Raw genomic sequence first — 19,637 nt, forward strand, 5'->3', positions numbered from 1 at the left:
GGCCGGGTTCGACCAGTGTCCCCCATCCCCTCACACGTCCGTGACCCGCAGTCCCGCGTGCGCCTTGTAGCGGCGGTTCACCGAGATCAGGTTCGCGACCAGCGACTCGACCTGGTGGGCGTTGCGCAGGCGGCCCGCGAAGACACCGCGCATGCCGGGGATCCGGCCGGCCAGCGCCTGGACGATCTCCACGTCGGCGCGCACCTCGCCGAGGACCATGACGTCCGTGTCGATCTCGTCGATCTCCGGGTCCTGCAGGAGGACCGCCGAGAGGTGGTGGAAGGCGGCGGTGACCCGGGAGTCGGGCAGCAGGGCGGCGGCCTGCTCGGCGGCGCTGCCCTCCTCCGGCTTGAGCGCGTAGGCGCCCTTCTTGTCGAAGCCGAGCGGGTTGACGCAGTCCACGACGAGCTTGCCGGCCAGTTCCTCGCTCAGGGACTCCAGGGTCTTGCCGTGGCCGTCCCAGGGCACGGCGACGATCACGATGTCGCTGCGGCGGGCGGTTTCGGCGTTGTCGGCGCCCTCGACGCCGTGCCCGAGTTCCCCGGCGGCGGCCTCGGCCCGGTCGGCGGCGCGCGAGCCGATGATCACCTTCTGGCCGGCCCTGGCGAGCCGGTAGGCGAGTCCCTTGCCCTGCGGGCCGGTGCCGCCGAGCACGCCGACGACGAGCCCGGAGACGTCGGGAAGGTCCCAGGGGTCCTTGGCGGGGGCCTTCTGTGCATTGTCGGTGTCGGTAGAGGTCATGGGCCGACTTTACGTCCGCCCGGTCGGCCTCGATCGGTCAGGTGAGCGGGGTCACGGGGACCCGCTCGAGGGCGCTCCTCACCGCCTGCCCAAAGGGGCGAATTCGGGGTGAACCCGGGGTTCCGAACGCTCGCGTGCGGCAGGATGCGGTCGCATGGATGCCGTACGGGTCGCATTGCTGCGCGAGGTGCTCGCCGGGACCGAGTGGTTGGGGGCCACGCGGCGGTTCGCGGGGACGCTGCGCGCGTCCGTGGTGTCGCACGGCGGGGGGCTGCTGCTGGTGGGCGGCCCGGAGTACGAGCCGTGGCATCTCGCGGCCCATCTGGTCGACGAGGCGGCGTGGTCGGGGACGCCGGAGCTGGCCCCGACTCTCGTACGCCAGGACGCGCGCCCGTCGGACCCGGCCCATCTGGCGGTCGGGCCCGGGAGGCTGGCCGCGGCACGGCGTGGCGAGACGCTGCTCGTGGTGTCCCCGACGGAGCCGACGGCGTCGCTGCTGGAAGGGGTGCACGACGCCCGCCGGGCCGGGGCGACGGTGCTGGCGCTGGGCGGGGGCGCGGGCGGCGGGGGCGAGGGGCGCGGTGCGGGCGAGTTGGCGGCGATGGCGCACGAGGTGCTGGCCGTCCCGGACGGCGCGGAGCTGGACCTGGACACCGTGCAGCATCTGGTGAGCGCGGCGGCCGGGGAGAACGCGGTGCCGTCTCCCGCACGGGGGCGCCGGCGTTTCCGGGACAGGTTGTCCCGGCTGGCGGACGAACTGACGGCACCGCCTCCGGCCCGTTGGTGACTCGTACCCGCTGCCCCGAACAGAGACCGGGCGAGCTGCCCCGAACGGAGGCCGGGCGAAAAGCAGTTGCCCGTCAGGGGCGGGCGTCCAACGATGGCCCGTCGTGACCGATGACTCCCCCACGCCTCCCGTTCCCGTCGACGCCCCGCCCTCCGGGCTCCGTGCCCTCCTCCCCGATCTCGCTCCCTGGCGGGCGTCCGTGGACTTCCGACGGCTGTGGTTCTCGGGGCTGATCTCCAACTTCGGGACGTTCCTGACGTTCGTCGCGCTTCCGGTGCAGCTGAAGGAGCTGACCGGGTCGGCCGCGGCGGTGGGGGCGATCGGGGCGGTGGAGCTGGTGCCGCTGGTGGTGTTCGGGCTGTACGGCGGGGCTCTCGCGGACGCCTTGGACAAGCGGAAGCTGATCGTGTGGACGGAGGCCGGGCAAGGTCTGCTCTCCGCCGTTCTGCTGCTGAACGCGCTGATGCCGGCGCCCGCCGTCTGGCCGCTGTATGTCGTCGCCGCGCTGTCCTCCGCCCTGTTCTCCGTGCAGCGGCCCGCGCTCGACTCGCTGTGGCCGCGGATCGTGGCCCATGACCACATGCCGGCGGCGGCCTCGCTGAACTCGCTGCGCTGGACGGTCGGCGGGGTCGCGGGCCCGGCGGTGGCGGGTGTGGTCGTCGCGTACGCGGGCCTCGGCTGGGCGTACGCGGCGGACGTCGCCACCTTCGTCGTCTCGGTGCTCCTGGTCGTGCGCATCGCCGCCTCCCCCGCCTCCCACGAGGCCGCGAAGCCCTCGTTCCAGGCGATCGCCGAGGGTGCCCGCTACGCGTGGCGCCGCAAGGAGCTGCTCGGCACCTATGCCGTCGACCTCGCGGCGATGTTCCTGGCGATGCCGCTCGCCGTGCTGCCGTTCCTCGCGGACGAGTTGGACGCCGAGTGGTCGCTCGGGCTGATGTACTCCTCGGTCCCGGCGGGGGCGATGCTGGTGAGCCTGACCAGCGGCTGGACCTCACGGATCCAGCGGCACGGGCGGATGGTGGTGCTGTCGGCCGCGCTGTGGGGCCTGGCGATCGCGGGCGCCGGGCTGGTCGGCAACGTTTGGCTGGTGCTGCTGTTCCTGACCCTCGCCGGCGGCTGCGACATGGTCAGCGGGATCTTCCGCGCGGCCATGTGGAACCAGACGATCCCGGACGAGCTACGCGGCCGGCTCGCCGGGATCGAGCTGCTGTCGTACTCGGTGGGGCCGACGCTCGGCCAGGTGCGGACCGGTGGTTTCGCGGTCTGGCTGGGGGTGCGGGCGTCGGTCTGGTCGGGCGGGCTGCTGTGTGTGGGCGCGGTCGGGCTGCTGGCCCTGTGCCTGCCGAAGCTGATGACGTACGACGTGCGGACGAACGAGCACGCGGTGCGGCTGCGTGAACAGCGTGCGGCAGCCGCACCGGCCGAGGCGGCGTAGCCGGAGGGTCAGTCGTCGTCCCGGTCCGCCGCCGGGGCGTCGTGCCACTTGGGGTCGTTCTCCCACTCGAGGTTGCGCTCGCGGGCCGTGGCCATCGCGTGCTCGGCCTCCTTTCGGGTGGCGTACGGCCCGAAGCGGTCCTTGGCCGGGCACTCCGGCCCCTCCTCGACCTTCTGATGCTCCAGGCAGTAGTACCACTCGCCCGGCTTTCCGCCCGTGCGCTTCTTGAACAGGGCCATGACCGGCTCCTTTCGCCACGGACATGGTGCCCCACGTCCGCTGGTTAGACTCGCTGGCATGTCTGGCCAGTCGCTGCTCGTACCAGGGGAGCTGTCTCCCACCCGTTCCGTACCCGGAAACATCCGCCGGCCCGAGTACGTCGGCAAGCCGGCGCCGACGCCGTACACCGGACCGGAGGTGCAGACGCCCGAGACGGTCGAGGCGATGCGCCTGGCGGGCCGGATCGCGGCGCGGGCCATGGCGGAGGCCGCGAAGCTGATCGCGCCGGGTGTCACCACCGACGAGCTGGACAGGGTGGCGCACGCGTACATGTGCGACCACGGCGCCTATCCCTCCACGCTGGGCTACCGCGGCTTCCCGAAGTCCCTGTGCACCAGCGTCAACGAGGTGATCTGCCACGGGATCCCGGACTCGACGGTGCTGCGGGACGGCGACATCGTCAACCTGGACGTGACCGCGTACATCGGCGGAGTGCACGGCGACAACAACGCCACGTATCTGGTGGGGGATGTCGACGAGGAGAGCCGGCTGCTGGTGGAGCGGACCCGGGAGTCCCTCGACCGGGCGATCAAGGCGGTCCGGCCGGGCCGGCAGATCAACATCATCGGCCGGGTCATCGAGTCGTACGCGAAGCGGTTCGGGTACGGCGTGGTCCGGGACTTCACCGGACACGGGATCAACTCGTCGTTCCACTCGGGCCTGATCATCCCGCACTACGACAGTCCGCACGCGACGACCGTCATCCGCCCCGGGATGACCTTCACGATCGAGCCGATGCTGACGCTCGGGACGCACGAGTACGACATGTGGGACGACGGCTGGACGGTCGTGACGAAGGACCGTCGGCGGACGGCCCAGTTCGAGCACACGCTGGTGGTGACGGAGTCGGGGGCGGAGATCCTCACGCTGCCGTAGCCGTGTCGTAGTCCTGCCCGTAGCCCTGCCGCAGCCGTTCGGGCGAGGAGTTCCGGCTGCCCGCCCGAACGGCTGTCCCTGCCGTTCGCCGTCCCGGTCACCGCTCCAGGAACACGCGACCGCCGACCTCCACCCAGCCGCCGGGCTGCGGGGCGGTGAGGATCTGCGAGCCGGCGCCCTGCGTGATGTTCAGGGCGCGGCCCAGTCGGTCGGTGAGGAGCAGGGCCGCCGCGCCGGTCGCCTCGTCCTCGTCGATGCCGTCGTCGCGGCCGGGGAAGGCACGGGCCCGGACCCGGCCGGCGGACTCGTCCTCCCAGGCCCAGGCGTAGATCCACTCCCCCGGCGGCGGGACGGTCAGGTCGTCGACCTCGGCGGCCGTGGCGTACTGGCGCAGGGTGCGCGGCGGGGCCCACTCGGCCCGCGCCTCGATCCAGCTGAACTCGCCGTCCAGGCGGGTGCCCACGACTCCGGCCGGGGTGACCAGTTCGGGCACGTCGAGCAGCCAGGCCAGGCCGACACAGGGGTGGCCGGCGAACGGCAGGCGCAGGGTCGGTGTGTAGATGTCGATGACCCCGCGCTCGGGGTCGTCCACGAACACGGTCTCGCTGAACCCGAGTTTCCCGGCGAACTCCTGCCGCTCGGCCGGGTCGGGCAGGACGGAGCCCTCGCGGACGACGCCGAGTTCGTTGCCGTATCCGCCGTTCGCTCCGCAGAAGACGCGGAGCACGTCGTAGTCAGTCACGCGGAAAATTGTGCCCGGAGTGGCGGACCCGCGCCGACCACTCGTCCATGACCAGCGGGTTGAGGTGGTGCGGCGCCCGCGCACGGGGGCGTTTCCGGTGCCCCCGAAGCGGAATCTTTGAATCTCCTTTGACCTGCCTTTGACGTCTGTTTTGAGCCTCCGTGATCAAGTCGTGCCCATACAGCGTCCATGAGAGCTGAATCACGGCACATGGGGGTATCACACAGGTAAGGCTCGGATAAGTTAGGTGAGCCTCACCAATCCTTGTGAGCCCCGTCACGTGATTTTTCAGCCAGACACCGGGAGCCCGAAATGCGCGCCGCCAGACTCTCCGTCGTCACCGCCACCGCCGCCGTGGCGGCTCTGACAGCCGTCACGGGGTGCACCGAGAAGGGCAGTTCCGACAGCAGCGGTGAGCGCGTGATCAACGTGACCGCCACCGACGACAAGTGCGAGATCTCCAAGAAGGAGTTCCCGGCCGGACACCTGGAACTCGCCATCGAGAACAAGGGCTCCAAGGTCACCGAGGTCTACGTCCTCTTCCCGGACGATCGGATCGTCACCGAGCGGGAGAACATCGGCCCCGGCACCAAGCAGAAGGTCACCGCCGAGGTGAAGGCCGGCGACTACCGGATCGCCTGCAAGCCCGGCATGAAGGGCGACGGCATCCGCCAGGACGTCAAAGCCACCGGCGGCAAGGTCGCCAAGCGCGACCCCCGCCTCGACAAGGCCGTCGCCGCCTACCGCACCTACGCGCAGGAACAGGCCGACGAGACGCTGCCCAAGGCCGAGGCGTTCGCCAAGGCGGTCAAGGACGGCGACATGGAGGCCGCGAAGAAGGCCTACGCGCCCTCCCGGATCGGCTGGGAGCGCACCGAGCCGGTCGCGGAGTCCTTCGGCGACATCGACCCGAAGGTCGACGTCCGCGCGGACGGCCTGGAGGACGGCCAGAAGTGGACCGGCTGGCACCGGCTGGAGAAGGCCCTCTGGCAGGACAAGAAGATCGGCGCCACCGAGAAGACCCTCGCCGACCAGCTCGTCACCGACCTGACGGACTGGCAGAAGCGGGTCGGCAAGGCCGACATCACCCCGACCTCGATGGCCAACGGCGCCAAGGAGCTCCTCGACGAGGTCGCCACCGGCAAGGTCACCGGCGAGGAGGAGCGCTACTCGCACACCGACCTCGTCGACTTCAAGGCCAACGTCGAGGGCGCCGAGAAGTCGTACGAGCTGCTGAAGCCGGTCGCCAAGGAGAACGACGCGCCGCTGGTCACCGAGCTGGACAAGCAGTTCGCCGCGCTGAACACGCTGCTGGACAAGTACCGCGCCAATCCCTCGTCCTACGACTTCGTCTCGTACGACAAGGTCGGCGAGGCGGACCGCAAGAAGCTGTCGGACGGGGTGAACGCGCTCGCCGAGCCGCTGTCCAAGCTCGCCGCCGCCGTCGCGAAGTAGGGAAGCAGGGAAGCAGGAACAGTGGAAGCAGGGGACGACGTCATGACGGACGACACCCAGGACACCGCCGCGCCTTCCCGGCGCGCTCTGATCGGCTGGGGCGGTGCCGGGCTCGCGCTCGGCGCCGCCGCGGCCGGCGGCGCGGTGGCGATGACACGCACCGGCGAGTCCACCGACGACGCGGCCCCGGCCGGCGCCGAGACGGGCGCCGCGGTCGCCTTCCACGGCGCCCACCAGGCCGGCATCGCCACGCCGGTGCAGGACCGGCTGCACTTCGCCGCGTTCGACGTGACCACCGACGACCGCGCCGAGCTCGTCCAGATGCTGAAGGACTGGACCGAGGCCGCGCGGAGGATGACCGGCGGGCAGGCGGTCGGCGAGGGCGCGTACGGCGGGCTCGCCGAGGCTCCGCCGGACGACACCGGGGAGGCGCTGGGGCTGAAGCCGTCACGGCTGACCCTGACGATCGGCTTCGGGCCCGGCCTGTTCGACCGGTTCGACCTCGGGGACCGACGGCCCGAGGCCCTGGTCGACCTACCCCAGTTCGCCGGCGACAACCTCGACAAGAACCGCAGCGGCGGCGACCTGTGCGTCCAGGCCTGCGCGGACGACCCGCAGGTCGCCGTGCACGCGATCCGCAACCTGGCCCGTATCGGCTTCGGCAAGGTCGTCATCCGCTGGTCGCAGCTCGGCTTCGGCAAGACGTCCTCGACCACGCCGGACGCGCAGACCCCGCGCAACCTGATGGGCTTCAAGGACGGCACCCGCAACATCGCGGGCACGGAGACCGACCGGCTGAAGAAGTTCGTGTGGGCGGACTCCGCCGACGGCTCCGCGTGGATGAGCGGCGGCTCCTACCTGGTCGCCCGCCGTATCCGGATGCACATCGAGACCTGGGACCGCACCTCGCTCCAGGAGCAGGAGGACATCTTCGGCCGCGACAAGGGCGAGGGTGCACCGGTCGGCAAGGCGAAGGAGCGCGACAAGCCGTTCCTGAAAGCGATGAAGCCCGACGCGCACGTCCGGCTCGCCCACCCCGACTCCAACCACGGGGCGACGCTGCTGCGCCGCGGCTACTCCTTCACCGACGGCACCGACGGTCTGGGGCGGCTGGAGGCGGGCCTGTTCTTCCTCGCCTACCAGCGGGACGTGCGCGAGGGATTCATCCGCGTGCAGCGCAACCTCGCGACCGACGCGCTCAACGAGTACATCCAGCACGTGGGTTCGGCGGTCTTCGCCGTCCCGCCGGGCGTCCGCGACAAGGACGACTGGTGGGGCCGGACGCTGTTCTCGAAGGAGGCGTAGCCCGTGTTCTCCAACTATCTGATCGGTCTGCGCGAGGGGTTGGAGGCCAGCCTCGTCGTCTGCATCCTCATCGCGTACCTGGTGAAGACGGACCGCAGGGAGGCGCTGAAGCCGGTGTGGGCCGGCATCGCCATCGCCGTGCTCATCGCCCTGGGCTTCGGCTGCGTCCTCGAATTCGGCTCGCAGGAGCTGACGTTCGAGGCGCAGGAGGCGCTCGGCGGCTCCCTGTCGATCGTCGCGGTCGGTCTGGTGACGTGGATGGTGTTCTGGATGCGGCGCACCGCCCGGCACCTGAAGTCGGAGCTGCACGGCAAGCTGGACGCGGCTCTCGCGATGGGCACCGGCGCGCTGGTGGCCACGGCGTTCCTCGCGGTCGGCCGGGAGGGGCTGGAGACGGCCCTGTTCGTGTGGACGTCCGTCCACGCGGCCGGCGACGGCACCCCGCGTCCGCTGATCGGCGCGGCGCTGGGCCTGGCGACGGCCGTCCTGCTGGGCTGGCTGTTCTACCGCGGGGCGCTGCGGATCAACCTCGCGAAGTTCTTCACCTGGACGGGCGGCATGCTCGTCGTCGTGGCCGCGGGCGTGCTGGCGTACGGCGTCCACGATCTCCAGGAGGCCGATTGGATCGCGGGTCTGACGGACAAGGCCTTCGACATCAGCGACACCATCCCTCCGGACAGTTGGTACGGCACGCTCCTGAAGGGTGTCTTCAACTTCCAGCCCGACCCGACGGTCCTCCAGGTCACGGTGTGGCTGCTGTACCTGGTCCCGACGCTCGCGCTGTTCCTCCTCCCGGTAGGGTTCGCCTCCGGGAAGGGGAAGGTGAAGGAACCTGATGAGCAGGGATCGCGGCCCTCTAAGGCTCCGCAGGCTTGACCGGAGCGCACTGATAGCGGCCTCACTGACCGCTTTGTCGTTGACAGCGAGCGGCTGTGTGGTGGTCCACGGGGAACGGGAGGTACTTCCCGCGTCCACCCGGGCGGAGGCCGCCAGGGCTCTCCGGCAGTTCACAACCGCGTACAACGCGGCCGACAAGGCGTACGACAGTTCGCTGGACGCCGACCATGTCACCGGCGCCCTCTCCGACATCGACAAGGCCCGGTTGAAGGCCGGCGCGGTGAACAACCCAAACGGCAACCCGACGCACACGGCACTGAAGCTGTCGGACGCGAAGTTCACGATTCCGAAGAAGGCGGGCTGGCCACGCTGGTTCGTCGCCGACGCGGCCGGCAACAAGGGCGGCACCGCGCGGTGGCTGATCGTGTTCACCCGGGGTGGCCTGGACGAACCATGGCAGGCGGCCTATCTGACGCTGGTCGCGCCGGACCAGGTGCCCAAGTTCAAGAAGGACGCGGACGGCTGGGCCGAGACCGTGCCCGTGAACTCGGCCGAACTCGCCGTCGCGCCCGGGGACTTGAGCAAGGACTACACGACGTATCTGAAGAACGGCGGGAAGTCCTTCGCGGCCGGTCCGCACACCGACCAGTGGCGTGCGCAGCGCAAGAAGAGCTCCAAGCGGCCCGGCCTCGCCACCCAGTACATCGACGAGCCGCTGGCCAGTGGCGACTACGCGCCGCTCGCGCTGCGCACGGCCGACGGCGGGTCGCTGGTGTTCTTCGCCACGCACCACTACGAGAAGCAGACGGCTGCCCCGAGCTCGTCGGTGCCCGACCCGGGTCAGGATGTCCTGGCCCTGACGACCGGTGAGATCAAGCAGTCGCTCACCATGGAGTTCGTCTCCAACGAGGTGGCTCTCGACCCGGCGAAGGGCTCGAAGGTGAACCTGCTGGGGCGGATCCAGGGTCTGACCTCGGCGCAGGGGTCGTAGCGGATCCGTCGGCTCAACGGCGTGAGGGCCAGGCCGCGTTCGCGTGGTCGGGCTCCTCGCCGATGTGGCGGGCACAGGCGTCGGTGAGGACTTCCAGGAGGGTCAGCGGGTCCGGCAGCGGGTGTTCGAGGCCGCGGACCCAGCTCACCCTCTGGTCGCCGGGGAGCCGGGCGGGCGGGACGAGGACGTAGGAGCCGCGGCAGTGCCAGCGCAGGCCCGGGTGTTCGTCCATCGTCTCGGGGTGGCAGTCCAGTTCACAGGGCCACCACTCGTCCTCGTCCTCGGGGGTGCCGCGGGTGAGGGTGAAGAAGAGCAGCCTGCCGTCGTCGCTCGCGGCCACCGGGCCGACGTCGATGCCGGCGTCGAGCAGCCGCTCGAGGGCCTCCGCACCGGCTTCCAGCGGCACGTCGAGGACGTCGTGCACCATGCCGGTCGCGGTGATGAAGTTGGCCTGTGGCTGATGGCGGGCCCAGCGCTCGATCTGCGCGGGGTCGGTGGTCGACTGGGTCTGCCAGGCGAACGACACCGGGTGCCGGGCGGGGGTGGGACAGCCGACGCGGTCGCAGGAACAGCGGTAGCCGGGCGCGGGATACGCGGCGGGGGCGAGCGGCAGGCCCGCTCCGGCGGCGGCGAGCAGCAGGGCCTCACGGCCGCCCTCGTCCGCGGCGGCCTCCTTCGGGCGGCGTCCGCGCAGCCATTGGGAGAGTTTGCCCTGCCGGCCGGTACGGCCGCCGAACTCCGCGCTCATCTATCCCCTCGCCTCGCTGTCGTGCGGAACAGCATGCCCCATTGTCCCACCATCCCGTGCTCCGGGGGGCCGGAGCCGACAACTGGGCCAGGTGGGACGAAGAGCACAACTGAGGGGTCAGCGGGGCCCGATACCGTGGAGGGCGTAGTCGACGAGGGTGTCGGTGTACTCGTAGGAGATCGGGCCCGTGTACTGGAGCCAGCGCTGGGCGAGGGGTGAGACCCACAGTTCGAGGGCGATACGCGGGTCGATGTCCTGGCGGACCTGTCCGGCCTCCTGCGCGGCACGCACCCGGTCGACGTACAGCTGGAGCGACGGTTCGAGGAGCTTGGCCATCATGATCCGCCCGAGCTCCTCGTTGACGACACCTTCGGCGGCCAGCGCGCGGGAGGGAATCTCGAACCGGGGGTCCTGGAGCTGGTCGACGGTGAGCCGCAGCACGGTCTTGAGGTCGGCGGCGAGGTCGCCGGTGTCGGGGATCTTGAACGCGTACTCGGGCCCAGCCTCCCGCGACGCCTGCTCGGAGAGGTCGAGGAAGGCCTCCAGCAGGACGTCGGCCTTCGACGACCACCAGCGGTAGATCGTCTGTTTGCCGACGCCCGCGCGGGCGGCGATGCCCTCGATGGTCGTCCTGGGGTAGCCGACCTCCCCGACGAGGGCGAGGGCGGCGTCGTAGATCGCACGGCGGGACCGCTCGCTGCGTCGGGTGGTGTCGGGGGCGTGGACGGACTTCTTGACAACCATGGCTCGAATTTATCAGTTGACAAGACGGATCGTCTCGCCGGACAGTGAACTCTGAACCGAGACGACCCGTCTCGTCATCGTTAAGGAGACCCCCATGTCCCGTGGTGGATCAGGAAACATGCTGGGAGTCGGCGGCACCCGCAGCAACCTCGGCCGCAAGGCGCTGCGGGGCGGTGGGCGCGGCAGGCAGATCGGCGGCGGCCTCGACCCCCAGGCCCAGAAACGGGAGTTGCTGCGCAGGCTCCAGGAAAATCGCCAGGAGGAGGCCGGCGAAGAGACGACGTGACTAACGCTCCGCCGGGGGCCAGTCGTCGCCCCAGTCCGCGTCGCGGGCCGCCTTGTAGAGGTCGCCGTGTCGCTTGGTGACCGTGCGGCGGCTCAGCCGCTCGTCGGTCTCGCACAGGTCGAGCAGGACCTGGCCCTTGCGGATCTGGGGGCGCCGGACCACCCGGGAGGGGGCCGGCGTCACCGGGAAGCGGGCGGCGGCGACATAGGAGAACTTCTCGTCCTCGTAGGCGAGGGAGCCGCCCTTGATCTGGCGGTGCAGGGAGGAACGGCTGACCCGGGCGGAGAAGTGGCACCAGTCCTCGCCGGGGACGATCGGGCAGGCGGCGCTGTGCGGGCAGGGCGCGGCGACCTGGAAACCAGCGGCGACGAGTCGGTCACGGGCCTCGATCACGCGGGCGTAGCCGTCGGGAGTGCCCGGTTCGACGATCACGACGGCCTGCGCGGCGGTCGCGGCGGCGTCGACGAGAGCGGCGCGGTCCGGGGCGGTGAGTTCGTTGAGGACGTACGAGACGGTGACGAGGTCGGTGTCGTCGAGCGCCGTTCCGATCCGGGAGCGCTGCCAACGGACGTCCCGCAGAGCCGGATTGGCGGCGGCCACCTCGCGCCCCAGGGCGAGGGCGGGTTCGGACCAGTCGATCACGGTGACCGGCCGCACCCCGTCCCAGGTGGCACTGACCGCCCAGGTCGCCGCGCCGGTGCCACCGCCGACATCGACATGGCCGGCGGGGACCCACTCGGGTACGGCCGCCGCGAACGCGTCCAGAGCCGACCGTACGGCCTCGAAGGTGGCGGGCATCCGATAGGCGGCGTACGCGGCGACGTCCGCGCGGTCCCGGAGGATCGGGGTGTCGGTGGGAGTGGCGCCCCGGTAGTTGGCGATCAGACGCTCCACCGCCTGCGCTGCCTGCCGGGCCGGAAGCCCGTCGAGCAGCACGGCAAGGGCGGCACGCAGGGTCTCGGCCGGGGCTACGGGGGCGTTCACCCGGCGATTCTATGACCGCCGCACTTCGCGTTTCCCACCGGCCAACCGGCCCGGAACCGCGCACGCTCCCCCACCCGCGTACGACGGAAAGGTGACTGGACGGGCGGACCGTCCGCCCGACGGGACGAGGGTTTCGCCCATCGGCACCCGCGCCCGCGTACGGCGGGAAGGGGACGGGACGGGGGTGTCCGCCCGCAGCGGTTGTCGCGTCAACACCGCCCCCTCACCAAGAAACCGATTCCGCGACGTTCCGAGGACGGACACCCCCGTCCCGGCCCCAACCCACCCCCGAACCGCAGGCGCTACAGCCACCCCCACCGAACCCGCACAGGCGCCGCAGGCACCGCCCCACCGAACCCCGCACAGGCGCCGCAGGCATCACCTGCCCCCACCGCCGGAGGCACCCGCACCCACACCCACCCCCCCTAAGCCCCCCGCACAGCCCGAGCCACCCGCGTCCCCGCAGCCGCCCGGGGCCGGCTGTCCGGCGGCCGTCTCCTCGGATGGACCGAGTTGGCCAGCAGGACCAGGAACGTGTCCGAAGCCCGGTCCAGCACCAGTGACGTGCCCGTGAAACCGGTGTGCCCGGCCGCTCCCCGTCCCGCAAGTTCACCCATGAACCACGGCTGGTCGAGGGCGAAGCCCAGGCCCGGCGGGGTGAGCAGCAGTTCGACGAAGTCGGGGCCGAGGATGCGGGCCGGCCCCGACGAGCCGCCCGCGAGCAGGGTGCGGCAGAACACCGCCAGGTCCCGGCCGGTCGAGAACAGGCCCGCGTGACCGGCCACCCCGCCCAGCGCCCAGGCGTTCTCGTCGTGGACCTCGCCCCGCACCATCCCCCGGTCGGTCTTGGCCCAGGGCCGCCGCTGGTCCTCCGTGGCCGCCGCGTCGGGACAGGGTCCGAAGCGGGTCGCCGTCATGCCGAGCGGGCGGGTGATGCCGTGATGGACGAGGTCGTCGAGGGTGCGGCCGGTGACGCGTTCGAGGACGTACTGGAGAAGGAGCGGGTTCAGGTCGGAGTAGGTGTACGTGCCGGGCCCCCCGGCCGGGGACTCCGCGCGCAGCAGCGCCAGGCGTTCGTCGGCGTCCAGGCAGTCGTACAGCGGGAGTTCGGGCCGCAGTCCGGAGGTGTGGGTGAGCAGTTCCCGCACGGTGACGCCGTGTTCGGCGGCGGCCCGGAAGTCCGGCAGGAACGCCCCGACCCGCGCGTCGATGCCCAGCGTGCCCCGCTCGATCTGCTGGACGGCGGCGACGGCGGTGAACAGCTTGGTGAGGGAGGCCAGGTCGAAGGGAGTGTCGACGGTCATCGGAACGCGCGCGTCGGGCGGGAGTTCCACGCCGGCGTCCGCCTCGGGGTCGTAGGACGCGTAGCGGACGGCCCAGCCCGCCGCCTCTTCCACGGCGATCACCGGACCGCGCCCGGCGACCACCACGACGCCCGGCGCCCACGGGCGCTCACCGGTCGTGAGCTCGTGGACGTCCGCGACGAGGCGCCGCAGTTCCCTCGGGTCGAGTCCGGCCCGTTCCGGTGTGTCGTGGCGCAGTCTCGGTGCGCTCAGCTCTCCTCCTCCACCTTCTCCACCTTCGGCTCCGGTCGAGCGGGGTGACCCCCACCCTCCACGATCGCACGTGTGTTCCAAGGACGGCACATTCCCACGAAGCAGGCACCCGCCACCAGTACGGCAGCCAGTTGGACGAGCGCCATCGGCACGGCGGTCTGCTCGCCGGCGATCCCGACGAGAGGCGCGGCGACCGCGCCGACGAGGAAGGACGAGGTGCCCAGCAGCGCGGAGGCGGCGCCGGCGGAGTGCTCGACCCGCATCAGGGCAAGTGCCTGGGCGTTGGGCATGGTCACGGCGATCGCGGACATCACCACGAACAGCCCGACCGCGATCGGAGCGAGCCCCACCTCCCCGAAGACACCCGTCGTCATCAGCAGCAGCGCGGTCGCCGCGAGCCCGAGGACCACGAGGCCGACGGCGAGCACCTTGTCCAGGCTGACCCGGCCGACCAACAGCTTGCCGTTGATCTGGCCCATGATCACCAGCCCCACGGAGTTGGCGCCGAACAGCAGGCTGAAGGTCTGCGGGGAGGCGCCGTAGATCTCCTGGATGACGAACGGGGACGCCGAGATGTAGGCGAAGACGACGACGAAGGCGAAGCTGCCGGTGAGGACGTAGCCGCTGAAGACGCGGTCGGCGAGCAGGGTGCGCATGGAACGCAGGGCTTCTCCCACGCCGCCGCCGTGCCGGTCGGCCGGGGCGAGGGTCTCGGGCAGCCGGGTCCACACCAGGACGGTGAGCGCGATCCCGACGACGGTCAGGACGACGAACACGCCCCGCCAGTCCGTCACCCGCAGGATCTGCCCGCCGACGAGCGGCGCGAGGATCGGGGCGACCCCGGAGATCAGCATGAGGTTGGAGAAGAAGCGGGCCATGGCCACGCCCTGGTAGAGGTCGCGTACGACGGCCCGAGCGATCACTATCCCGGCCGCGCCCGCGAGGCCCTGCGCCAGCCGGAAGAGGACCAGGAGTTCGACGGTGGGCGCGAGGGCGCACACGGCGGTCGCGACGACGTAGACCACGAGGCCGATGAGCAGGGGGCGTCGACGGCCCCATCGGTCGCTCATCGGGCCGACCACGATCTGCCCGAGGGCCATGCCGACCAGGCAGGCGGTGAGGGTGAGCTGGACGGTGGCGGCGGGCGCGGCGAGGGACTCGGTGACCGCCGGGAGCGACGGGAGGTACATGTCCATCGCCAGCGGGGGCGTGGCGGTGAGGCCGCCGAGGAGGAGGGTGACGAGGAAGCCGGTGCGGCGGAGGCCGGGCGGCGGCGGACCGGCGGGGCCTGTCGCGCTCGGTACGGACGACGGCTTCGGCGTCGTGCCGGTGTGTGCCACGGCCGACTGCGCCTCGTGCGGTGTCGACGCCCCACGCTCGGGCATGTGCCCCTCCCTCTCCGGTTGATCCGCCACCTATGCTCTCAGCTCGTACAGAGTGCCGAGGGTCACGTGAGCGAGGGTGGGGCCGGATGACGGAGGAGAGCGTGCGCTGGGGGATCCTGGCGACGGGCGGAATCGCGGCGGCGTTCACCGCGGAACTCGTGGATCTGCCGGACGCGGAGGTCGTGGCGGTGGCCTCGCGGACCGAGGAGTCGGCGAAGGCGTTCGCGGAGCGGTTCGGGATCCCGCGGGCCTACGGCGACTGGGAGGAACTCGCGCACGACGAGGACGTCGACGTCGTGTACGTCGCCACCCCGCACGCGGCGCACCGGGCGGCGGCCGGGATGTGTCTTTCGGCCGGGCGGAACGTGCTGTGCGAGAAGGCGTTCACGCTGAACGCGCGGGAGGCCGAGGAACTGGTCGCGCTGGCGAGGGAGCGCGGGAGCTTCCTGATGGAGGCCATGTGGATGTACTGCAACCCGCTGATCCGGCGTCTCGCAGGCCTGGTGCGGGACGGCGCCGTCGGCGAAGTGCGCAGTGTGCACGCCGACTTCGGCCTGGCGGGGCCCTTCCCGCCCTCGCACCGGCTGCGCGACCCGGCGCAGGGCGGCGGCGCGCTGCTCGACCTCGGCGTGTACCCGGTGTCGTTCGCACAGCTGCTGCTCGGTGAGCCGGCGGACGTCTCGGCGCGGGCGGTGCTCTCCGACGAGGGTGTCGACCTCCAGACGGCCGCGCTGCTGTCCTGGGAGGGCGGCGCGCTCGCCTCGGTGCACTGCTCCGTCGTCGGCGGTACGGCCACCACCGCCTCGGTCACCGGGTCGCAGGGCCGCATCGACATCCCGTACGGCTTCTTCCACACCGACCGCTTCGTGCTGCACCGCGACGGCCGCGACCCGGAGGAGTTCACGACCGGCCCGGCGGACCGGGGCAGCCTCAAGCACGAGGCCCTGGAGGTGATGCGGGCCCTGCGCGCGGGCGAGACCGAGTCCCCGCTGGTGCCGCTCGACGGCACGCTCGCGGTGATGCGCACGCTCGACGCGATCCGGGACCAGGTCGGCGTCCGCTACCCGAGCGAGACGGAGCTCAGCCCGGCCTGACCCGCACGACCCTGCCCCGCACAGCCCTGCCCCGCACGACCTTGAACCGCACAGCCCTGACCCGCACGCCGACCCAGATCCGCACGCCGGCCTGGGCGCCGGGGGCCTCCCGTACGCTGCGGGCCCATGAATGCCATGCGAAGTGCCAAGGATTCGAGGGTCGCGGTGGTGACCGGCGCGGGTTCCGGCATCGGCCGCGCGGTCGCCGTGGAACTGCTGGGCGCGGGTTGGTCGGTGGCGCTGGCGGGCCGTCGGCCGCAGATGCTGGAGGAGACGGCGACGCTCGCGCCCAAGACCCCTGACGGCTCCGCGGGTGCCTCGATCGCCGTCCCCACGGACGTGGCACGGCCGCAGGAGGTGGCCGCGCTGTTCGCCGCCACCGTGGAGCGCTTCGGGCGGGTGGACCTGCTGTTCAACAACGCGGGCACGTTCGGTCCGGGCGGGGTTCCGGTCGAGGAGCTGGCCTACGACGCCTGGCGGCACGTGGTGGACACCAACCTGAACGGGGCCTTCCTGTGCGCGCAGGCCGCGTACCGGCAGATGAAGGAGCAGCACCCGCAGGGCGGCCGGATCATCAACAACGGGTCGATCTCCGCGCACACGCCCCGGCCGCGCTCGGTGGCCTACACGGCGACCAAGCACGCGCTGACCGGCCTGACCAAGTCCCTGTCGCTGGACGGGCGGCCGTACAACATCGCGGTCGGGCAGATCGACATCGGCAACGCGGCCACCGACATGACCGAGCGGATGGGGACCGGGGCCCTCCAGGCGAACGGGGAGGTCGTGCCCGAGCCCGTGATGGAGGTGGCCGATGTGGCGCGCACGGTGCGGCACATGGCCGAGCTGCCGCTGGAGGCGAACGTGCAGTTCGCGACGGTGTTGGCGACGGCTATGCCGTACGTGGGACGCGGCTGAGCCACGCACTCAGGTCGTCACGCGCTCAACCTTCACAAATTAAATTGTGGATTCCGCACCATTCAGGCCGGTCACGCGCATATGCTCTTCATATCCTCCACGGGAGCTTCACACTTGGGGGATATGAGTTCCGTTGACCGCTCCCGAGGGGGGAGGCGGCAGCCGCTTCACCACACCGGGTGGGGGTGGACCTCGCGTGGGACCGCGAGGTGCGCACCGGTGCGGTGGAACGGCTGCCGCTTTCATACGGAGAACGGGATGGGGCCACTCACCGCCCCAGGATCCGGTCGACCTCCGCCAGCTGCTCCGCGGTGAGCGGCCCCTTCTCCAGCGCTCCCGCGTTCTGCTCGGCCTGCGCGACCGAACGGAAGCCGGGAATCGGCACCGTGCGCGGACTGCGCGCCCACAGCCAGGCGAGGGAGCCCTGCGCGAGCGTACGGCCGTCGCTGGTGAGGATCTCCCGGAGCGCGTCGACGCGGGCGAGCCAGTCGGGGGCCGCACCGGAACCCTCGTCGAAACCCTCGAGCCAGGCCGGCGGCCGGCTGCGGATGTCCCCGGCCTCCAGCGCACCCTGGCGTTTCCCGGCCAGCAGCCCCATGGCGAGCGGACTGCGGTTGATGCTCGCCAGGTTCGACTCCTCGCACAGGGCGAGCATCTCGGGCGCGTCCTGCAACACGTTGATCGCGTGCTGTACGGCCGTGCAGTGCTCACCCTCCGCGAACACCGCCGCCCGGGCCGGATCGTCGGTGCTCCAGGCGTACGCCCTGATCAGCCCCTCGCGTACGAACTCCTCGCAGGCCTCGCGCAGTCGGGCCGCCTGGTCGGGGTGGGCATCGGAGATGTGCAGCTGGTAGAGGTCCACGTGGTCGGTGCCCAGGCGGGTGAGCGATGCGGTGAGGGCGCTGCGCGCGTGGTCGGGGGAGGCGTCCTGCCCGACCCGGGTCCGGGTGTGCTCGTCGAAGAGGTTGCCCCACTTGGTGGCGAGGACCACGTCGTCCCGGCGCTTGCCGAGGGCCCGGCCGAGGACGCGTTCGCTGTGGCCGGCTCCGTACGTGTCCGCCGTGTCGAAGAACGTGACGCCCAGGTCGAGGGCGCGCCGGATCGCCCGTACGGACTCCTCGTCGTCGACCTTGCCCCAGCCGAGCGGCTGTCCGTCCGGTGACTGCCATTCGCCGCCGATCGCCCAGCAGCCGAAGCCGAGGGCGCTGACCTCGATGCCGCTGCGGCCCAGCGTCCTGGTGGTGGTGGTCTTGTCGGCTCCGTTGGTCCTGGTGGTCCTGGTGGTCCCGTTGGTCTCCATGCCCGCGCACGCTAGGAGTTGGAGTGCACACCAACGCAAGCCCCCTGCCGCGGGTTTTTCAGGCCTGGCCGGTCTCGAAGCGGGAGATCCTGCCGTCGTCCGCCACTGTGAACTGCCACTTGGTGCGCATCTCGCCCCAGGTGTCGTTGCTGTAGCGGGCGAGGATCGCGCGGCCGCCCCGGGACTCGTTGTCGACCTCCAGGTGGCCGTGCGTGGAGAAGATCTCCCGGTCGGTCCACTCGTCGAGGTCGCGGTCGAGACCGTCGTCCGCCATGGTCGCGCCGGGGGCGAGGAGCGCCTGGAAGGCGTCGCGGTCATGGGCGTTGACGGCGGTGACGAAGGCCCGTACGACCGGGTCCCTCAGTCTGGCGGTCTGAATCGTCATGCCAGTCACACTCACACCGCTCCCCCGGCTCCGCCACCCGAACGGCAGCCCGGGGGCGCCCGGGAGGTGTGAGGGGTGCGACGGTGGACACGCGGAGGGGGTTGTTTCTCTGCTGACTGTGCTTGTCGGCTGTTTCTGCTGTCTGTTCCAGGAGACATGGTGACCTCATACGACCGACGTGATCTGGGCCTGCTGCTGCTCCGGCTGGGCACCGGCGGGGTGCTCGCCGCGCACGGCGCGCAGAAGCTGTTCGGGTGGTTCGGCGGGCACGGGCTGGAGGGCACCGGCCAGTTCTTCGAGTCCGTCGGGTACGAGCCGGGCAAGGAGAGCGCGGCGGCCGCGGGGCTGGCGGAGGCCGGCGGAGGCACACTCCTGGCGCTGGGCCTGGCGACCCCGGCCGCCGGTGCGGCGGCGGCCGGCGCCATGACGGGCGCGGCGGCGGTGCACGCGCCCAACGGGTTCTTCAACCAGGGCGGCGGCTACGAGTACGCGGCGTCCCTGGGGCTGATGGCCGCCGGTCTCGCCGTCACCGGGCCCGGCCGGCTCTCCCTGGACCACGCGCTCGGCCACGCCGTCAACCGGAACTGGATGGTTCCGGCGGCGTTCGCGGCGACCGGGCTGGCGACGGCGCTGGTGGTGGGCGCGCGGAACCGGCGACTGCGGAAGCGGGAGGAAGGCGAGCAGCAGGCGTTGTTCGAGGAGACGTTCGACGAGTAGCGGCGACGGGTGAAGCCGGGCAGCCCGCCGCGGACGAAGACGGACGGCCGGCCTCGGACAACGACGGGCGGCGGG

The 19,637-nt window shown here is 71.5% G+C and carries 21 protein-coding genes; 11 read left to right on the forward strand and 10 right to left on the reverse strand.

The features are described 5' to 3' along the window. Nucleotides 1-30: 30 nt before the first annotated feature. Nucleotides 31-741, reverse strand: a complete 711-nt coding sequence (npdG, locus tag OHA64_RS13475) for an NADPH-dependent F420 reductase (RefSeq protein WP_405612515.1) — start codon at nt 739-741, stop codon at nt 31-33. Between the two features lie 154 nt (nt 742-895). Between npdG and OHA64_RS13480 the strand changes: the two genes are divergently transcribed. Further along, on the forward strand, nt 896-1,528 hold the full coding sequence (locus tag OHA64_RS13480; protein ID WP_405612517.1) for a hypothetical protein: 633 nt from the start codon (nt 896-898) through the stop codon (nt 1,526-1,528). A gap of 103 nt (nt 1,529-1,631) precedes the next feature. Then, nucleotides 1,632-2,963, forward strand: coding sequence for an MFS transporter (locus OHA64_RS13485; RefSeq protein WP_405612519.1), 1,332 nt, complete (start codon nt 1,632-1,634; stop codon nt 2,961-2,963). A gap of 8 nt (nt 2,964-2,971) precedes the next feature. Here the strand turns inward: OHA64_RS13485 and OHA64_RS13490 are convergent, their stop codons facing one another. Next, nucleotides 2,972-3,202 carry a hypothetical protein gene (locus tag OHA64_RS13490; protein ID WP_405612521.1) on the reverse strand — a complete coding sequence of 77 codons (231 nt, stop codon included), beginning with the start codon at nt 3,200-3,202 and terminating at the stop codon, nt 2,972-2,974. Nucleotides 3,203-3,260: 58 nt separating this feature from the next. On the opposite strand from OHA64_RS13490, the gene map reads away from it, so the two are divergent. Beyond that, entirely contained in the window at nt 3,261-4,118 is an 858-nt protein-coding gene (gene map / locus OHA64_RS13495) for a type I methionyl aminopeptidase (RefSeq protein WP_405612523.1), read from the forward strand. A gap of 97 nt (nt 4,119-4,215) precedes the next feature. Here the strand turns inward: map and OHA64_RS13500 are convergent, their stop codons facing one another. Next, nucleotides 4,216-4,860, reverse strand: coding sequence for a PhzF family phenazine biosynthesis protein (locus OHA64_RS13500; RefSeq protein ID WP_405612525.1), 645 nt, complete (start codon nt 4,858-4,860; stop codon nt 4,216-4,218). Nucleotides 4,861-5,172: 312 nt separating this feature from the next. Here OHA64_RS13500 and efeO point away from each other — a divergent pair, with 312 nt between their 5' ends. The 4 genes from efeO to OHA64_RS13520 are packed head-to-tail and all read left to right on the forward strand — an operon-like array spanning nt 5,173 to nt 9,448. Continuing rightward, complete coding sequence (efeO, locus tag OHA64_RS13505) at nt 5,173-6,315, forward strand: iron uptake system protein EfeO (RefSeq protein ID WP_405612527.1); 1,143 nt, start codon at nt 5,173-5,175, stop codon at nt 6,313-6,315. A gap of 42 nt (nt 6,316-6,357) precedes the next feature. Next, the gene (gene efeB, locus OHA64_RS13510) at nt 6,358-7,620 is read left to right on the forward strand and encodes an iron uptake transporter deferrochelatase/peroxidase subunit (RefSeq protein WP_405612529.1); all 1,263 of its coding nucleotides are present in this window, start codon (nt 6,358-6,360) and stop codon (nt 7,618-7,620) included. Between the two features lie 3 nt (nt 7,621-7,623). Beyond that, nucleotides 7,624-8,496 carry an iron uptake transporter permease EfeU gene (gene efeU, locus OHA64_RS13515; protein ID WP_405612531.1) on the forward strand — a complete coding sequence of 291 codons (873 nt, stop codon included), beginning with the start codon at nt 7,624-7,626 and terminating at the stop codon, nt 8,494-8,496. Then, nucleotides 8,456-9,448, forward strand: coding sequence for a hypothetical protein (locus tag OHA64_RS13520; protein ID WP_405612533.1), 993 nt, complete (start codon nt 8,456-8,458; stop codon nt 9,446-9,448). Before efeU ends, OHA64_RS13520 begins: the two co-directional genes overlap by 41 nt. Nucleotides 9,449-9,461: 13 nt before the next feature. Here OHA64_RS13520 and OHA64_RS13525 read toward each other — a convergent pair whose 3' ends face one another. Further along, nucleotides 9,462-10,196 (reverse strand): bifunctional DNA primase/polymerase, encoded by a 735-nt coding sequence (locus OHA64_RS13525; RefSeq protein WP_405612535.1) that lies wholly within the window; start codon nt 10,194-10,196, stop codon nt 9,462-9,464. 117 nt (nt 10,197-10,313) lie between these two features. Then, nucleotides 10,314-10,940, reverse strand: coding sequence for a TetR/AcrR family transcriptional regulator (locus OHA64_RS13530; protein WP_405612537.1), 627 nt, complete (start codon nt 10,938-10,940; stop codon nt 10,314-10,316). A 94-nt stretch (nt 10,941-11,034) separates the two neighbouring features. Here OHA64_RS13530 and OHA64_RS13535 point away from each other — a divergent pair, with 94 nt between their 5' ends. Further along, nucleotides 11,035-11,226, forward strand: coding sequence for a DUF6243 family protein (locus tag OHA64_RS13535; RefSeq protein ID WP_405612539.1), 192 nt, complete (start codon nt 11,035-11,037; stop codon nt 11,224-11,226). Here the strand turns inward: OHA64_RS13535 and OHA64_RS13540 are convergent, their stop codons facing one another. The 3 genes from OHA64_RS13540 to OHA64_RS13550 all read right to left on the reverse strand — a co-directional run bounded on the left by OHA64_RS13540 (nt 11,227) and on the right by OHA64_RS13550 (nt 15,151). Continuing rightward, entirely contained in the window at nt 11,227-12,210 is a 984-nt protein-coding gene (locus OHA64_RS13540; RefSeq protein ID WP_405612541.1) for a small ribosomal subunit Rsm22 family protein, read from the reverse strand. It lies immediately after the preceding gene. Between the two features lie 425 nt (nt 12,211-12,635). Beyond that, complete coding sequence (locus OHA64_RS13545) at nt 12,636-13,856, reverse strand: serine hydrolase domain-containing protein (RefSeq protein ID WP_405612543.1); 1,221 nt, start codon at nt 13,854-13,856, stop codon at nt 12,636-12,638. Next, nucleotides 13,763-15,151 carry a multidrug effflux MFS transporter gene (locus tag OHA64_RS13550; RefSeq protein ID WP_405612545.1) on the reverse strand — a complete coding sequence of 463 codons (1,389 nt, stop codon included), beginning with the start codon at nt 15,149-15,151 and terminating at the stop codon, nt 13,763-13,765. The genes OHA64_RS13545 and OHA64_RS13550 overlap by 94 nt, the downstream gene beginning before the upstream one ends. A gap of 86 nt (nt 15,152-15,237) precedes the next feature. Here OHA64_RS13550 and OHA64_RS13555 point away from each other — a divergent pair, with 86 nt between their 5' ends. Both OHA64_RS13555 and OHA64_RS13560 read left to right on the forward strand, forming a co-directional pair. Beyond that, complete coding sequence (locus OHA64_RS13555; protein WP_405612547.1) at nt 15,238-16,245, forward strand: Gfo/Idh/MocA family protein; 1,008 nt, start codon at nt 15,238-15,240, stop codon at nt 16,243-16,245. Nucleotides 16,246-16,371: 126 nt separating this feature from the next. Further along, nucleotides 16,372-17,160, forward strand: a complete 789-nt coding sequence (locus OHA64_RS13560; protein ID WP_405612549.1) for an SDR family oxidoreductase — start codon at nt 16,372-16,374, stop codon at nt 17,158-17,160. Between the two features lie 268 nt (nt 17,161-17,428). Here the strand turns inward: OHA64_RS13560 and OHA64_RS13565 are convergent, their stop codons facing one another. Next, complete coding sequence (locus OHA64_RS13565; RefSeq protein WP_405612551.1) at nt 17,429-18,460, reverse strand: aldo/keto reductase; 1,032 nt, start codon at nt 18,458-18,460, stop codon at nt 17,429-17,431. Between the two features lie 58 nt (nt 18,461-18,518). Next, complete coding sequence (locus OHA64_RS13570) at nt 18,519-18,845, reverse strand: nuclear transport factor 2 family protein (RefSeq protein ID WP_405612553.1); 327 nt, start codon at nt 18,843-18,845, stop codon at nt 18,519-18,521. Between the two features lie 159 nt (nt 18,846-19,004). Between OHA64_RS13570 and OHA64_RS13575 the strand changes: the two genes are divergently transcribed. Then, nucleotides 19,005-19,562, forward strand: coding sequence for a DoxX family protein (locus tag OHA64_RS13575; protein ID WP_405623965.1), 558 nt, complete (start codon nt 19,005-19,007; stop codon nt 19,560-19,562). The last annotated feature ends 75 nt before the right edge of the window (nt 19,563-19,637 follow it).

This window comes from Streptomyces sp. NBC_00076 (assembly GCF_045041235.1).
Taxonomy (GTDB): Bacteria; Actinomycetota; Actinomycetes; order Streptomycetales; family Streptomycetaceae; genus Streptomyces.

Excerpts from the sequence above, each read along its gene's own strand:
- npdG (WP_405612515.1), bottom strand. The coding sequence starts at position 741 with ATGACCTCTACCGACACCGACAATGCACAGAAGGCCCCCGCCAAGGAC.
- OHA64_RS13480 (WP_405612517.1), top strand. The coding sequence starts at position 896 with ATGGATGCCGTACGGGTCGCATTGCTGCGCGAGGTGCTCGCCGGGACC.
- OHA64_RS13490 (WP_405612521.1), bottom strand. The coding sequence starts at position 3,202 with ATGGCCCTGTTCAAGAAGCGCACGGGCGGAAAGCCGGGCGAGTGGTAC.
- map (WP_405612523.1), top strand. The coding sequence starts at position 3,261 with ATGTCTGGCCAGTCGCTGCTCGTACCAGGGGAGCTGTCTCCCACCCGT.
- efeO (WP_405612527.1), top strand. The coding sequence starts at position 5,173 with ATGCGCGCCGCCAGACTCTCCGTCGTCACCGCCACCGCCGCCGTGGCG.
- efeB (WP_405612529.1), top strand. The coding sequence starts at position 6,358 with ATGACGGACGACACCCAGGACACCGCCGCGCCTTCCCGGCGCGCTCTG.
- OHA64_RS13520 (WP_405612533.1), top strand. The coding sequence starts at position 8,456 with ATGAGCAGGGATCGCGGCCCTCTAAGGCTCCGCAGGCTTGACCGGAGC.
- OHA64_RS13525 (WP_405612535.1), bottom strand. The coding sequence starts at position 10,196 with ATGAGCGCGGAGTTCGGCGGCCGTACCGGCCGGCAGGGCAAACTCTCC.
- OHA64_RS13530 (WP_405612537.1), bottom strand. The coding sequence starts at position 10,940 with ATGGTTGTCAAGAAGTCCGTCCACGCCCCCGACACCACCCGACGCAGC.
- OHA64_RS13535 (WP_405612539.1), top strand. The coding sequence starts at position 11,035 with ATGTCCCGTGGTGGATCAGGAAACATGCTGGGAGTCGGCGGCACCCGC.
- OHA64_RS13550 (WP_405612545.1), bottom strand. The coding sequence starts at position 15,151 with ATGCCCGAGCGTGGGGCGTCGACACCGCACGAGGCGCAGTCGGCCGTG.
- OHA64_RS13555 (WP_405612547.1), top strand. The coding sequence starts at position 15,238 with ATGACGGAGGAGAGCGTGCGCTGGGGGATCCTGGCGACGGGCGGAATC.
- OHA64_RS13560 (WP_405612549.1), top strand. The coding sequence starts at position 16,372 with ATGAATGCCATGCGAAGTGCCAAGGATTCGAGGGTCGCGGTGGTGACC.
- OHA64_RS13565 (WP_405612551.1), bottom strand. The coding sequence starts at position 18,460 with ATGGAGACCAACGGGACCACCAGGACCACCAGGACCAACGGAGCCGAC.
- OHA64_RS13570 (WP_405612553.1), bottom strand. The coding sequence starts at position 18,845 with ATGACGATTCAGACCGCCAGACTGAGGGACCCGGTCGTACGGGCCTTC.